Below are 14,890 nucleotides of genomic sequence, written 5' to 3' on the forward strand. Positions count from 1 at the left end.
ATGAGAAACCTATTAATGGAAAAAATCTTTTTTATAGTGTTTATTTCAAGCTTTCTTTTTGCATGCAATGATAAATCAGGGAGTGGAAGTACCGATAATGAAACTGATGAAGTCAATATTAAAATTGCTCAAGATAATTTTAATATAAAAACAAATTCAAAATCTAAACTAAATGTTCTATCTAATGATGAAAACCTACCAGTAGTTTATCAGATGTCGGTAGATGAGCGCTCAAACGAAGGCGCAAAATTAACTATTGAGCAAAATAATATTGCTTACACCTCAGAAAACTCTTTTACAGGAGCTGATTTTTTTGAATATCACGTAACCATCGGTGACGATGTTTTAAGTGCACGCGTTGATGTTCTCGTTGAACCTGTAAATATCGTAAAGATAGAGCAGAGTTCTGACATAGCCATTGAAGGTGAAACAATAACTTTAAAGGTCGAATTTGATTCAATTATTTCACAAGAGCCTGAAATTGAGGTGTCCAATATAGCTCCAGCTTCAATTGATATTGAAAAGCTGAGTTCTACTTTTCATGGAAACCAGGTTATTTATGAATTTAAAGTGTTTGATGAAGAAGACTTTCTGAGAGGGGAAAGCTTAAAATTTAACTTTTTATTACCGACTTGGCTTGAGGGGAATAGTTTAATCAATTTTGATTATTATTCAAAACCTGACATGACTAAGCTAAATTGGCCTCAACGCTCTATATTTACTCGAGATTCATTAAAAGAGCTGCTAATAACAAAAAATGAAATTGACTTTTATTGGTTGAACTTTGGTTCATGGGAGGTTCCTGAAGACCCAACTTGGCATGAAAACCCAGTAGATAATGTCAGTTGGCAACTTTTTTATCATAGCTTAGGTTGGCTAACTACATATGGAGAAGTTTACAAAGATACTAATGAACAAGTGTGGCTAGATAAAATAAGCACTTATTTAGTAGACTATAACTCTACGTACCCTTACATTGAAAACGCGTTACCCTCAGTTGCATACAGAGAAGATGCTGTAGCTTTAAGAGTAAACCACTTACTGTATTTTTATTTAAATTTTTTTGAAGTGTTTAACAAGGACACACAAGTTGCATTATTAAGCTTATTAGATAAAGACTGGAAAATGCTACAGTTTTATATAAATGATCCTATTTACGATGATGAAAATCATGGTTTGATTCAAGCCAAATCTGCATTAAATCTATTTAGTGTTTTCGCCTATAAATCAAAAGCAGAAGAATTATTCAATACAACGATTTCGAGACTGCAAAATGCATCAAAATTGATGTTTGATGAGCAAAGTGGACAGAGCGTGGAGCAAGCATTTGAATATCACTTTACTGGTATATCAATGTTACTTGAAGCAAAAATACAGTTAGATAACTTGCAAATTTCTTCACCCAATATATTAGTGAAAACTTTATCAAAAGCAATTTCTAAAGGTCCTTATTTATTAAATGAAGATGGGACATCTCCTGCAATAGGTGACTCTTATAACAATAAATATTGGTTAGGTTATTTGAAAGGGTATTATGCACACTTTAAAGTGCGAATTCCTGAATTCGAAGCTTTTTTGGAGCGAGGGCAGATAGCTTTAGATGCATTAAATGTTAGTGAGGTTGAAGGTTTAGTAATAGCTAAAAGTGATAGTCCTAAAGGTGCGAGTAAAGTGTATTTTGACGCAGGACCTATCAGGATTGTCCATGGGCACTTTGATAATTTGAATATTGTTTATAATTTACATGGCGAAAATGTTTTGGTCGATTCTGGTGGCCCTTTTTCTTATAACAATCCAGGAAGACGAAATTTTTGGTCTTTATCAAATCACAATACTTTAGTCCTTGATGAATTAGAATCTAATTTGCAGTCAGCGCAATTAAATCAAGCTGAGCAACAGGGGAACTTACTCCTATTTGCAGGGAATCAGCCTATATCAAATACTCAAAAACATAGTAGGGCAATTGCGTTTAGTACAAATGAAAATCCTACGCTAGTTGTTATTGACAATGCAGTTGGCGCAAAAAAATATGAAGAAAACTGGCACTATGCCCACAGTAGTAATATTTATATGGAGTCTGATACTGAAACAAAAATAGCTCTTAAAAGTGGGAAAACAGTTTTTCAAAAAAGATGGTCTACGAGCTCACCAACGTGCAAAGTTGAAAAGGGTGTATTTGATGAAACAGGCACTCCCCTCCAGGGCTGGATCACTGAAGGATATAATACAGGTGTGGAAGCACCAGTTAAGGAGTGTACCACTCTATCAAATAGCTACTATACTGTTAATGTTTTCTCATTGGATAAAGAGCTTAAAATAGAGTTAAAAGATGTTAGTGAAAATACAGTTAAGATAACGGCCGGAGAAATAAAAATAATTTATGATAAAGTGAATAATATATTATCAATAACTCAATAACGGCCATAGATTTTTTATCGAAAATATAAACATAAGTTTTTAATATATTGTAAGTTTTAGCCTAAGTTCAAATAACAATCTGAGCTTAGGCTTTTTTATGAGTAAATATTTCATAATGCAAACGAGATGAGGAATGAACTCTTTTTTTGATGATATTACTTGCATATTAATTTTGACATTTAATCCTATAGTTAGGTTATACTGCCCAGCAATTTACCAGTTTGTATTGCATTCGTTTATAGAAATATCAAAGCAAAACAAGCTGTGTCATAATTCATGCCATAGGTGTATTAAATAATGATTAAGAGTAGTGTGAAATGACGGATGTTAAAGTTAATGTAGTAAAAGCTGAATATAATGATTTTTTTGAAATTGTTATAGGTTCAATCTTAAAGTATAAAATTTTTAACATATTGTTTGTTTTATCAATTGCTATTTTTAGTGTTTTTTTCGCACTTTCGATACCAAACCAATATCGCAGTGAATCTTTACTAACCTCTACAGAGTCATCTGGTGGAGGCGTTGCTGGTATGCTCGGTCAATTGAGTGGTGTTGCTTCATTAGCTGGTATTAGCTTAGGCGGAGGTGATGAAAAAGCGGTTTTTCATTTAGAAGAAAAATTAAAGTCTAGAGACTTTTTAATCCCTTTCCTGAAAAAGCATAATATTAAAATCCCTCTTTTTGCTGCTGAAGATTGGACACAAAGTTCGAATACGCTTGTTTATGATAGTTCTATATATGATTTTAATAATAATAAATGGCTTCGAGATGTAGATTATCCTCTATTACCAGAACCGACAAATGAAGAAGCATATAAGAAGTTTAGAGAAATATTTAAGGTAAGTTTCGATAGAAAAAAAGCGGTATTCAAGTTGTCTGTCGACTTTTATAGTCCTGAAATTGCAAAGCAATGGCTATCTTTACTCATTGAAGAGTTTAATGAGTACGAAAGAGAGCTTCAATTGCTAGAAGTAAACAATAATTTAAAGTTTTTAAATGGGTATTTGCAACAAGCAGAATATACGGAAGTAAGAGCTTCTTTGTATGATTTAATAGAAGATCAATTAAAAAAGATGATGGTATCAAAAACCAAAAAAGACTTTGCATTAAATGTTATTCAAGCACCTTATATACCAGAAGAAAAGCAAAGCCCTAAACGAGCTCTCATATGTTTAGGAATAACATTTTTAGGTGTGTGTATTGCATTACTAATTTCTATTATTAGGTTTGTGAATGCCAGGAATAAATAATGCAGTTTGAAATAGCAATAGTTTTTGTTGTCAGCGTTTCTCTGCTTCTTTTATCTTTAAAGCTTTCAAATAATAGGGTCGGCTTTTACCTCTTAGTAAGTTGCTTTATATATTTAACGAACTTTTCTTGGATCCCATTGAACTTAGCAGCTGGCTACTTTTTAGGCTACGAGATGTTGCCTGATGATATATTAACTGAGGGGTTGTGGTGGAGTACGTTTTTCTATAGCACATTTGTGATTCTTGGTTATTTTGGAGTTAGAAAAATATCGCCGGTGCCCTTAACTATATATGATGATAAATCACGACAGGTACTGATTACATCTAGTTTAGCTTTTTTTCTTATTTCAATTTTTGGGTATGTTTTTTTAAATGGAATGAGTTTTAGTGCCGGTAATTATGGGCATAGGTTATCTTCTAGCGCAGGTAACGGTATTTTCATGATTTTCTTTTTTCTATTTATTCCTGCCGCAATGTTAATTTTAATGGATAGAAAAAATTTTAAAGGTCTTTTTTTAGCCTTGGCGGTGAGCGTGGTTGGTGGGATGTTAGTCTACTTTACGTTAGGTGGTTCTAGAAATATTTTAGCTGCTGGTATAATAGGTGTAATAATTATAGGGCAAAGGCTAAGTTTAGTCTCTTTAAAAAGCATTTTCTTTGCGGCACTTTTACTTATTGGATTTATAAATTATTTAGCGTTTGTTAGATATGGACAAGGAATGAGTGACGATGTTATTGAACTCGGATTCAGGTACCTAATTGACAGTCTTTCGCCTTATGATTCATTTAATAAAATATTAGAATACTTTGGAAGTGGTGATGAGTATTACAAAGGCTTTGATTATGTTATGGCGCAATTTAACCCTCTTATCCCTAGAGCTTTCTGGCCAGAGAAACCCGTTATTCCATTAACAAATGCATTATTTTTTACAGAGTCGATTCTTGGAATCCACAGAGGAACTTACATTATCTCACCTACTCTCCTTGGTGGTGTTTATATAATGGGTGGCGGATTGGGAATATTTCTTGGATGCTTAGTTGTGGTATTTATAACCTGCGCTCTTGAGAGGATGATGTTTTGTAATAAGCCATTTTTAGTGCTTTTTTCATATACAATTTTACCCTTCTCGTTTTTTATGGTGCGGGAGTCTATTGAGTTATTTTTTAATAAGGCAATCCTGATTTTTTGTACATTTTTGTTTATTTGGCTAGCTTCAATGATGATCTTGTTCATATTTGAGCGAATGTCACAAGCCAATAAGCTTGATAAGTTAACCAAAGTTATTTCGGAGTAATAATGGAGTTTAAAAAAGTATCAGTAGTAGGCCTTGGTTATATAGGTTTGCCAACAGCTGCGGTAATTGCATCACGTGGTATCAAAGTGATTGGTGTAGATGTTAGCCAGCACGCTGTAGATACGATAAATGCGGGTAATGTACATATTGTTGAACCCGATCTCGATATGGTTGTACGCAGCGCTGTACAAGCTGGTAACTTAAAAGCGACTACCATAGCTGAAAAAGCAGATGCGTTCATGGTGGCAGTACCTACTCCTTTTAAAGAAAATTACGAAGCCGATTTAAGCTATATAGAGTCTGCCGCGAAAGCAATTGCGCCTGTACTTGAAAAGGGAAACCTAGTTATATTGGAATCAACTTCTCCTGTAGGTGCTACTGAAGAGCTTGCAAATTGGTTAGCAGAGTCACGACCAGATTTAACATTTCCACAAACACATGGCAGTGAAGCTTACATAAACGTAGCACATTGCCCAGAGCGCGTTTTACCTGGTCATGTTCTACGTGAATTAGTTGAAAATGATCGCGTTATTGGCGGCATGTCTGAGATATGCTCAAAAAAAGCGGTTGCTTTATATAAAACTTTTGTTAAGGGTGAATGTTTACTTACAAATGCGCGTACAGCTGAAATGGCTAAACTAACTGAAAACTCGTTTCGTGATGTCAACATTGCTTTTGCTAATGAACTTTCGATGATTTGCGATAAATTAAGCATTGATGTGTGGGAGCTTATTAAACTGGCTAACCGCCACCCACGTGTTAATATTTTAAATCCAGGTCCTGGTGTAGGTGGTCACTGTATTGCAGTTGATCCTTGGTTTATTGTAAGCTCAGCGCCTGATACAGCAAAGTTGATACGCCAAGCTCGTGAAGTAAATGATAGTAAGCCTCTCTATGTACTACAGCAAATAATCGATGCTGCTGATCAGTTTAAAAAGCCTGTAATTGCTTGTATGGGGATTGCGTTTAAAGCAGATATTGACGATTTACGTGAAAGCCCTGCACTTGATATAACAAAAATGTTAGCGCAAAAAAGCGATGCTGAAGTACTTGTTGTAGAGCCTAATATTAAGACTCTACCTAAAGTGTTAAGTGATTTAGGGGTCAAGTTAGTAACTGTAGAAGAGGCTTTAGAGCGCTGCAATACGCTTGCCGTATTAGTTGACCATAAAGAATTTAAAAATATTGCTCCTGAGCAAATTGCTAAAAAAGTAATTGTTGATAGCCGCGGTATTTTTTAAACCCAATATTAGTTTTTAAAGCCTGCCAATATGGTGGGCTTTTGTATATGGATACATAAATGAAAGTTTTAACAGTATTTGGTACTCGCCCTGAAGCGATTAAAATGGCTCCTCTTGTATTAGCTTTGGAAAATACCCCTGAGATAGAAGCTAAAGTATGTGTAACAGCGCAGCATCGTGAAATGCTTGATCAAGTGTTAGCTCTTTTTGAAATAAAGCCATATTATGATTTAAATATAATGAAGTCAGGTCAGGATTTATACGATATTACCAGTAAGATACTATTAGGCTTTCGCGATGTTTTAGAGGAATTTAAGCCTGATTGGGTTTTAGTTCACGGTGATACTACAACGACGTTTGCGGCATCAATGGCGGCCTTTTACAAACAAATTAAAGTAGGACATGTTGAAGCAGGTTTAAGAACCGGCGATTTGTATAGCCCATGGCCAGAAGAAGCAAACCGCACCTTAACCGGCGTAATTACCGCTAAACACTTTGCACCCACTCAAGCATCAGCAGATAACTTACTACGCGAACATGTATCTAAATCAGACATCGTTATTACTGGTAATACGGTTATAGATGCTTTATTGCAAATTAAAAATACTGTACTACCAATGAAGAGTACGCAAAAAATAATGACAGAAAGGTTTGCTAATATTATTACCAAGCCGTATGTATTAATAACAGGGCATCGACGCGAAAGCTTTGGTGGTGGTTTTGAACGAATTTGTGAATCTATTTCGCAATTAGCAGTTAAATACTCAGATTTTAATTTTGTTTATCCGGTGCATTTAAACCCTAATGTACAGGAACCAGTAAATAGGTTACTTGCCGATAAACCAAATGTAATGCTTATTGAACCGCAAGATTACTTACCATTTGTATTTTTAATGGATCGTTCATATTTAATTTTAACCGACTCTGGCGGAGTGCAGGAAGAAGCGCCAAGCTTAGGTAAACCTGTACTTGTAATGCGAGATACAACAGAACGCCCTGAAGCAGTAGCAGCAGGCACGGTTAAGCTTGTTGGTACCAATGTCGAAAAAATAGTTAGTTCAGTTAGCGAATTAATAGATAATGACAAAGTGTATAAAGCCATGAGTAAAGCGCATAATCCATATGGTGATGGCTTAGCTTGTGCGCGTATTATTAAAGGCTTACTAGAATAAGCTTTTTTGTAGACTTAATGAAACAATTAACTCTATTACTAAAAATGGACTAATATGGATGTTAACGAGGTTATTAGCCCTTGTGTACTCATTTATTTTATATTCTCCTAAAGGAAGCCTATGAAAATTGTTGTTGTAGGTACTGGGTTTGTTGGATTGTCAAACGCCATGTTATTAGCCCAAAATAACGAAGTGGTTGGTTTAGATATTGATGAATGTAAAATTAAATTGTTAAACAACAAGTCTTCTACCGTTTTAGATCCATTAATAAGCGAATACTTACTTCGCAATGATATTAACTTTATTGCTACCTCTGACAAAGTACATGCATACAATAATGCCGGTTTTATTATTGTTGCAACGCCTACTGATTACGATAGTGATACAAATAATTTTGATACTAGCTCTGTAGAAAGAGTAATTGAAGAAGTATTAGAAATAAACTCCGATGCAACGATAGTTATTAAATCTACTGTTCCTGTTGGTTTCACTACATCTATAAAAGATAAGTTTAAATGTAATAATATTATCTTTTCGCCTGAGTTTTTACGTGAAGGCAAGGCGCTTTACGATAACCTGTATCCGTCACGTATTGTAGTGGGTGAGCAAAGTGAGCGTGCTAAAGTCTTTGCTAAACTACTAGAGCAAGGTGCTATTAAGCAAAATATAGACATTTTATTTACTGGTTCAACCGAAGCTGAGGCGATTAAACTTTTTTCAAATACCTATTTGGCTATGCGGGTCGCCTATTTTAATGAGTTAGACAGCTATGCAGAGTCTCATGGTTTGGATAGTAAGCAAATAATTCAAGGTGTAGGATTAGATCCTCGAATTGGCACACATTATAATAACCCCTCATTTGGCTACGGCGGATATTGCCTTCCAAAAGATACTAAACAACTTCGTGCTAATTATGAAAATGTACCCAATAATATTATTGGTGCAATTGTTGATGCAAATACAACACGTAAAGATTTTATTGCCAACTCCATAATAAAACGTAACCCTCGCGTTGTGGGTATATACCGACTAGTGATGAAAACGGGCTCAGATAATTTTAGAGCTTCAGCTATTCAAGGTATTATGAAGCGTATAAAAGCAAAGGGAATTGAAGTTGTAGTGTATGAACCAACACTCAACGAAAATGAATTTTACCATTCTCGTGTGATTAAAGATTTAAACGAGTTTAAAAAAATATCCGATGTGGTTGTTGCAAACCGAATGGTTGAGGCGCTCAGTGATATTGTTGATAAAGTTTACACCCGAGATTTATTTGGTAGCGATTAAGCTTTAGGCGAGGTTTTATACCTCGCTTTTTAATGATTTATGCCATATCACAGGAGCAATGAATAAAGTGCTCCTGTAAGTCATATCAAACTCAATACTTAAATCACTCAGCGCTTTTGGCCTCGTAATCTGCTTTTAAACTCTCATTTACTCCCATTCAGCTTAGATCTATCTCACAACTGGTAACTTAATTTAATTGCTTATTTATTTTAAATCAAAGGACTACCTATGAAAGCTGTCATCCCCGTTGCAGGCCTTGGCACGCGAATGTTGCCAATGACTAAAGCGATTCCAAAAGAGATGTTGCCAATTGTTGATAAACCGCTTATCCAATACATAGTAAATGAATGCGTTGCTGCAGGGGTAAAAGAGATTGTGTTGGTAACGCACAGCTCAAAAAATGCTATTGAGAATCACTTTGATACGAGTTTCGAGCTTGAAGCAACACTCGAAAAGCGCGTTAAGCGCGTACTACTCGATGAAGTTCGCTCTATTTGTCCGCCGGATGTAACCATTATGAGTGTGCGACAAGGCGAAGCTAAAGGGTTAGGGCATGCTATTTTATGTGCTAAGCCAATTGTAGGTAATGATGATTTTGTTGTACTTTTACCCGATGTCATTCTTGATGCTTATACGGCAGATCAAAAAACTGAAAACTTGGCCGCTATGATCAAGCGATTTAGCGAAACTAAGGCGAGTCAGATAATGCTGGAGCCAGTCGCGAGCGATGAGGTTAGTAAATACGGTATTGCAGATATTAACGGTGTACAGCTTAGCCCAGGTGAAAGCGCTGCTATTATGGCAATGGTTGAAAAGCCAAGGGTTGAGCTCGCTCCTTCAAACTTAGCGGTGGTTGGGCGTTATGTGCTTAGCAAAAACATTTGGCCACTGTTAGCTAAAACACCGATTGGCGCTGGTGATGAAATACAACTGACTGACGCGATTGACTCACTCATGGCACAAGAAACCGTAGAGGCATTTCATATGAGCGGGCGTTCACATGATTGTGGAGACAAACTTGGTTATTTAAAAGCGATAGTTGAGTACAGTATGCGTGACGATAAGTTAGGTGAGGAGTTTTCTCAATTTTTATATAATACCAAACTGCATAAATCTTTGAGCAATTTAACGAATTAAATTGCACTATAACGTCGTTAAAAATTTTTTATTTAGAACAACTAGATACAAAAACTTTTGCCTAGTTCTAGCGTAATTTTCTTAACGTTAAATAGACCCCATATATAAGCAGATTGGTATAACCAAGTAAAATAAGCTTACAACACACTACTTTTGTTTTGTTTATTTTTCAGTTACAGACAAATGTCATTAAGTTGTCATAAATAGTTAATATTCTATGCGCGCATTCACTATAGGAACTTAGATTTATGCGCGTTTCATCCTTTACTCGGTTATTAGCAATATTGCTGGCTTCAGCAAGCGTTTTATTAGGTTCTACACTGTTTTGGGCGAGCCAAACATTACTTAAACTAGAGCAACAAGATACGGCCTACAGCCAGCTTAAAAATACTATTTTGGTCGATTTAGCTGGGCAGTTAGGTAACTACTTAGACCAAGGTGATAGTCAATATTTAAATTCCGCATCAAATTCAATTGAGTTAATAAAAACCAATCAGTTATCTATACTCCCCAATGACCTAAGCATTAAGCTTGAGCAGCAGCTAACTACACTCAACGATGATATAAACGGTAAGTATCGAGCGCTTGGCAAGCTTTCAGGCAACGAAACGGCCTTACTTGATAATGCATTGAGGCAAATGACGGGCTCTGCGTCAGCGCTTATCAGTTACGCTACAAAAGCACCACCGCAAAATAGTGATGCACTCAATTACTATACACTGGCCAGTGATTACTATAGCGAAGCTGTTAATTTATCTTTGTTTACTTATCAATTAATCCTTCAGTATGATGAAAGTACTTATCAAAGTTTGCAGCAAAGTGTTAATAATTTAAACCAAGTTGCCAAGTCTATCGAGCAACTACCTAACTTAGGTGTAATGAGTGATGTTGATGAGGATGCTTTATTTGTTGACGAAGAGGCCGAAGATTTAGCCGACGAAATAAAGTCAGAACTGCTGAGTTGGCCAAGTCGTTATCCGCGTGATTTATCAAGTACTCTAAAACAAACGCAGCAACGCGAAAGTGGTTTTAATAATCTGCGCGCACAAATTAGTACACTTTCAAGCACGGTTATAAATGCAGAGCAATTGTTAAAAGTAGAGCAGGGCACTTTAAAACAGCGTGTTTTTTGGGTGTTTTGTGTTGCTATAGGCACACTTGTTATATTGGCTGCAGGTGTTTATTTTGTGCAACGAAATCAAGTGCTCACACCATTGAGGCAGTTGCGTGATGGCTTTGCTTTTTTAATTGAGAGCAATGAACTTAAAAATATTGAATGCAAAAATGAAAAAACGGAAGTGGGCGAAATAGCGCAATATTTTAACCTATTAATTGATCGTCAGCGAAATGAAGCACAAGATCGTGCAAAAATGCTCGAAGTCGTTAACGATTTTATGCAGCAGATGAGTAATCATCTGCAAACGATCAGTCAGCAAACCTCATTAAGTCATGGGCAAGTTGAGCAAAACCAAAATTTGCTAAGCGATATTCAACACATAGGTGAGCAGGTTAATCATATTAACTCCCAAGTTGCTGATAACGCAAAAAGTACCTTTTCAGCAATGGAGCAAAGCCTAGGGTTTTCTCAAAATATGCTCAATGCCAGCTCTGAGACTCAAGAGCGTGTAGAGCATGGCATGCAAAGTATTCAAGAGTTATTAAATGGTGTTGATGGTGTAGGAAAAATAATTGAAATTATTCGAAATATTGCGGATCAAACTAACTTATTAGCACTAAATGCAGCGATAGAGTCAGCAAGAGCTGGCGAGCATGGCCGTGGTTTTGCCGTAGTAGCTGATGAGGTGAGGCAATTAGCGCGTCAAACTCAAGGATCGCTAAGTGACATAAACGATCAGCTCAATTTATTAACTGAAAACTCTCGGGTTGTCTCTGCACAAATATCGGCCTTAGCCGAAGGGGCTCAATCACAAACACAAAATGCTCAGGAGCTAAAGCTAAACTCTGAAGGGGTGGCTGATAATGCGCAAAGTGCAAATAGTGTTGCTTTTGAGGCTATGGCATTGGCTAAGCAGCAAAATAGTTTATTGGATAATTTTAGCCAATCGATGGAGAGTATGAAAGGCCAAGTAAGCGAGTCAAGTTTACTCGTTAACGATATTCAAAACCAACTGCAGCAACAAATGCAAACGATTAAAGGCAGCCTCAAATTTTAATTATGGAGACTATCTTTTGAGGTTAAATTTACAGCCGTGTATGTTGTTTTTAGGCAAAGCCTGTATGCTAGGCGTGTTGACCTTTCGAGGTTAAATTTGCAGCGAGTTGTTTGTTTTTCAGGCAAAGTAGAGACCATATAGTGTGGTTATTCCCCATACATAAGCGATAACGCAGCATAAATGTCAAACATGCGCAGTCCCTAGATAGAACAAATTTTAATCCACAAAGGTCAATAGACCCTGGTTACTCCTATCCCAAGTGTATTAAATTGGTGATTTATTTTACTTGTTAAAATGATCATATTTTTAATGAAGTGGGTACTACAATTTTTTAAGGATTTATGATGATTGAACAAGGCCAAGTACTCCCTGTAATTACTCTGTCGCAGTTAACCGATGGTGGTATGAAAACGCTGACTAATAATGATTTATTTGAAGGTAAAAAAGTAGTGTTATTTGCGGTGCCAGGTGCATTTACACCCACTTGTTCTAATGCCCACCTACCTGAATTTATAACGCTTGCAGATGAAATTAAAGCAAAGGGCGTTGATGCCATTTATTGTGTATCAGTAAACGACGCGTTTGTAATGAAAGCATGGGGGGATTCTCAAAATGCAGAAGAAATTTTAATGCTGGGTGATGGCGATGCTAGTTTTACTAAGGCATTAGGACTTGATAAAGATACTGCTGGTTTTGGTGGGATCCGTTCGATGCGTTACGCTATGATAGTTGAAAATAGTGTCGTAACGGGTTTGTTTGTAGAGCAAGACAAAGAATTTGCTATTAGCCGTGCAGAAACTATTCTAGAAAAACTATAAATTTAAATATTTCATGTGTTTGAGTAATATAAAACCCCGACTTTAACAATCGGGGTTTTCTTTTTATAATATTATTTTTAATTATTTATGGCTTATATTGGCCGCTAATTGTTAAACCAGAAACGCGACTGTATGCGTTAATGCTGATATGCCATTTACCGGCTTGCGGGCTGCTAAATGTGCATGTTTCTTCATTACCATCTTCATACGGGCGACAGTCATAATTTGAGGCTGTTGGCTGGCTAGCAAATTTAACATGTAAATCAGCATCTCCACTACCGCCTGAGGTTGTCACTGTAAATGTAGACATGTTAGCAGGGACATCTAATGTGTAATGTTTCCATTGACCTGCACTAATATTTACATCACTTACAGAACCACCACCTGCTTCCGGTTTAGTCGTATCTGTTCCGCCCGCAGCTGCAACGGCGGCGGCCGCATCAACAATACCTGTACCACAGTTAGTACAGCTTGCAGGGAATGAGCGGGTTGTTGATTTTAAAATATTTTCTATTTCATCAGGCGTCGCATTAGGCTTAGCTTGTTTAATAAGTGCAGCAACACCCGCTACATGTGGTGCAGCCATTGATGTGCCTTGCGAATAACTATAGCTGTCACGTGAAGGGCTTGATGAACCTGTATTGTAGGTAGATAAAACACCTTCTGAGTCGTTTGCAAAACTTTGCGCGCCGCCAGGTGCTGCAACATCAATATTGCTTCCGTAATTAGAGTAATATGCACGACCACCGCTGCGACCTACAGCAGCAACATTTATTACACCATTACAGTTACCTGGGTTGTAGTTTGCTGAATTATCATTGTCGTTACCTGCGGCAATAACAACCACTGCGCCGTTGCTTCGTGCCGCATTAATTGCGCTTTGAGTCGTAGAGCTACATGACCCGCTGCCACCTAAACTCATGTTAATAACATCGGCAGGGTTAGCGTTTGCTGGCACGCCAGATAGATTACCGCCAGCTGCCCAAATAATACCATCAGCAATATCAGAAGTTAAACCACCACATTTACCTAATACACGCACTGGTACTACTTTGGCGTCGTAAGCAACACCTGCAACACCTTCACCATTATTAGTAACTGCGGCAACGGTGCCGGCTACATGAGTACCATGCCAGCTAGAGCTCTTAGCATCATTAGTGCCACATTCATTTGTAGCAATCGCATCACCAGGATCGCGAGCATCGCTATCACGACCACCACCGTCATTTGCGACCGATAGATTTGAAATCATATCGTAACCTTGTAAAAGGTTTGCGTTTAAATCAGCATGAGGGCGATAGCCGGTATCAAGTACTGCCACAACCACACCATTACCCGTTGCGCTATCCCAAGCGGTAGGTAAATTTAGGCCACCTGCTTGCTCATAATAATGCCATTGATCATCAAAACGCGGATCATTAGGTGTTGAAAACGGCTGTAACATTTGGTCAACTTCAATATACTCAACATTACCTGAGCCAACGAGATCTTGCATAAACTCTTGTGCTTCTTCTGCGTTAAGCTTTTTATCTGCACGTACTACATGGTGGTTACTAAGTGCCATAGCGCGTACATATTTACCCTTTACTTTCCCATTTTTGGAAGAGAAGCTTTTAACAAAATTTTGTGCTCGCTTATTCATGCTTACAGAATCGGTATTTTCAGATGAAATATTTATCATGTCATTAGTGTTATGTTGATATTTAATAATGAACTGTGTTTCAGCGCTATTTTGGTTTTGTAACTTTGCTGATGTTTCAGCCATTGAAGGCGCAAGCGCTTGAGCAGGATTAGCCATACTTGATGTTGCTGTAAAGATTGTACTTACTGTTAATGCAATAACGCATTTTTTAAAGATTTTAGTTGTTGTCATAATTATCCCTAGTGTTATTAACTTTTACGCAGACTAAACCTGCGAGAAGGGAATTAAAGTAAACGATCTGTTAATTAAGTTAAAATATCATTTCATTATGTACCTGTTTAATTTGGTTATAACGAGAGTTTACAGTGCTTTTATAGTCATTTTGTTGTTTTAATACTCTTTTTAATAGTTTAAAAGTGCTGTTTATTTATACTTTTTTGCTTTTAGTGAGTTAAA

Annotated in this window: 10 protein-coding genes; 9 read left to right on the forward strand and 1 reads right to left on the reverse strand. The window is 36.8% G+C overall.

Annotated features, from left to right (window positions below; genetic code table 11):
* The 9 genes from ACJJVZ_RS05650 to ACJJVZ_RS05690 all read left to right on the forward strand — a co-directional run bounded on the left by ACJJVZ_RS05650 (position 1) and on the right by ACJJVZ_RS05690 (position 12,792).
* On the forward strand, positions 1-2,418 hold the full coding sequence (locus tag ACJJVZ_RS05650; protein ID WP_405598832.1) for a heparinase II/III family protein: 2,418 nt from the start codon (positions 1-3) through the stop codon (positions 2,416-2,418).
* A gap of 317 nt (positions 2,419-2,735) precedes the next feature.
* Positions 2,736-3,668, forward strand: coding sequence for an LPS O-antigen length regulator (locus tag ACJJVZ_RS05655; protein WP_405598835.1), 933 nt, complete (start codon positions 2,736-2,738; stop codon positions 3,666-3,668).
* Positions 3,668-4,963, forward strand: coding sequence for a WzyE family oligosaccharide polymerase (locus ACJJVZ_RS05660; protein ID WP_405598838.1), 1,296 nt, complete (start codon positions 3,668-3,670; stop codon positions 4,961-4,963). The genes ACJJVZ_RS05655 and ACJJVZ_RS05660 overlap by 1 nt, the downstream gene beginning before the upstream one ends.
* A gap of 2 nt (positions 4,964-4,965) precedes the next feature.
* A complete protein-coding gene (gene wecC, locus ACJJVZ_RS05665) occupies positions 4,966-6,204 on the forward strand; it encodes a UDP-N-acetyl-D-mannosamine dehydrogenase (RefSeq protein WP_405598840.1) in 1,239 nt (412 codons plus the stop codon).
* A gap of 59 nt (positions 6,205-6,263) precedes the next feature.
* The gene (gene wecB, locus ACJJVZ_RS05670) at positions 6,264-7,376 is read left to right on the forward strand and encodes a non-hydrolyzing UDP-N-acetylglucosamine 2-epimerase (protein WP_405598843.1); all 1,113 of its coding nucleotides are present in this window, start codon (positions 6,264-6,266) and stop codon (positions 7,374-7,376) included.
* A gap of 120 nt (positions 7,377-7,496) precedes the next feature.
* Entirely contained in the window at positions 7,497-8,663 is a 1,167-nt protein-coding gene (locus ACJJVZ_RS05675) for a nucleotide sugar dehydrogenase (RefSeq protein ID WP_405598845.1), read from the forward strand.
* 228 nt (positions 8,664-8,891) lie between these two features.
* Complete coding sequence (gene galU / locus ACJJVZ_RS05680) at positions 8,892-9,800, forward strand: UTP--glucose-1-phosphate uridylyltransferase GalU (RefSeq protein WP_405598848.1); 909 nt, start codon at positions 8,892-8,894, stop codon at positions 9,798-9,800.
* A gap of 248 nt (positions 9,801-10,048) precedes the next feature.
* Positions 10,049-11,974, forward strand: a complete 1,926-nt coding sequence (locus ACJJVZ_RS05685) for a methyl-accepting chemotaxis protein (protein ID WP_405598850.1) — start codon at positions 10,049-10,051, stop codon at positions 11,972-11,974.
* Positions 11,975-12,318: 344 nt separating this feature from the next.
* Positions 12,319-12,792, forward strand: coding sequence for a peroxiredoxin (locus ACJJVZ_RS05690; RefSeq protein ID WP_405599100.1), 474 nt, complete (start codon positions 12,319-12,321; stop codon positions 12,790-12,792).
* A gap of 85 nt (positions 12,793-12,877) precedes the next feature.
* Here the strand turns inward: ACJJVZ_RS05690 and ACJJVZ_RS05695 are convergent, their stop codons facing one another.
* On the reverse strand, positions 12,878-14,665 hold the full coding sequence (locus tag ACJJVZ_RS05695; RefSeq protein WP_405598852.1) for a S8 family peptidase: 1,788 nt from the start codon (positions 14,663-14,665) through the stop codon (positions 12,878-12,880).
* Between the last annotated feature and the right edge of the window lie 225 nt (positions 14,666-14,890).

This window comes from Pseudoalteromonas sp. Ld19 (assembly GCF_045064135.1).
In the GTDB taxonomy this organism is placed as follows: domain Bacteria; phylum Pseudomonadota; class Gammaproteobacteria; order Enterobacterales; family Alteromonadaceae; genus Pseudoalteromonas; species Pseudoalteromonas aliena.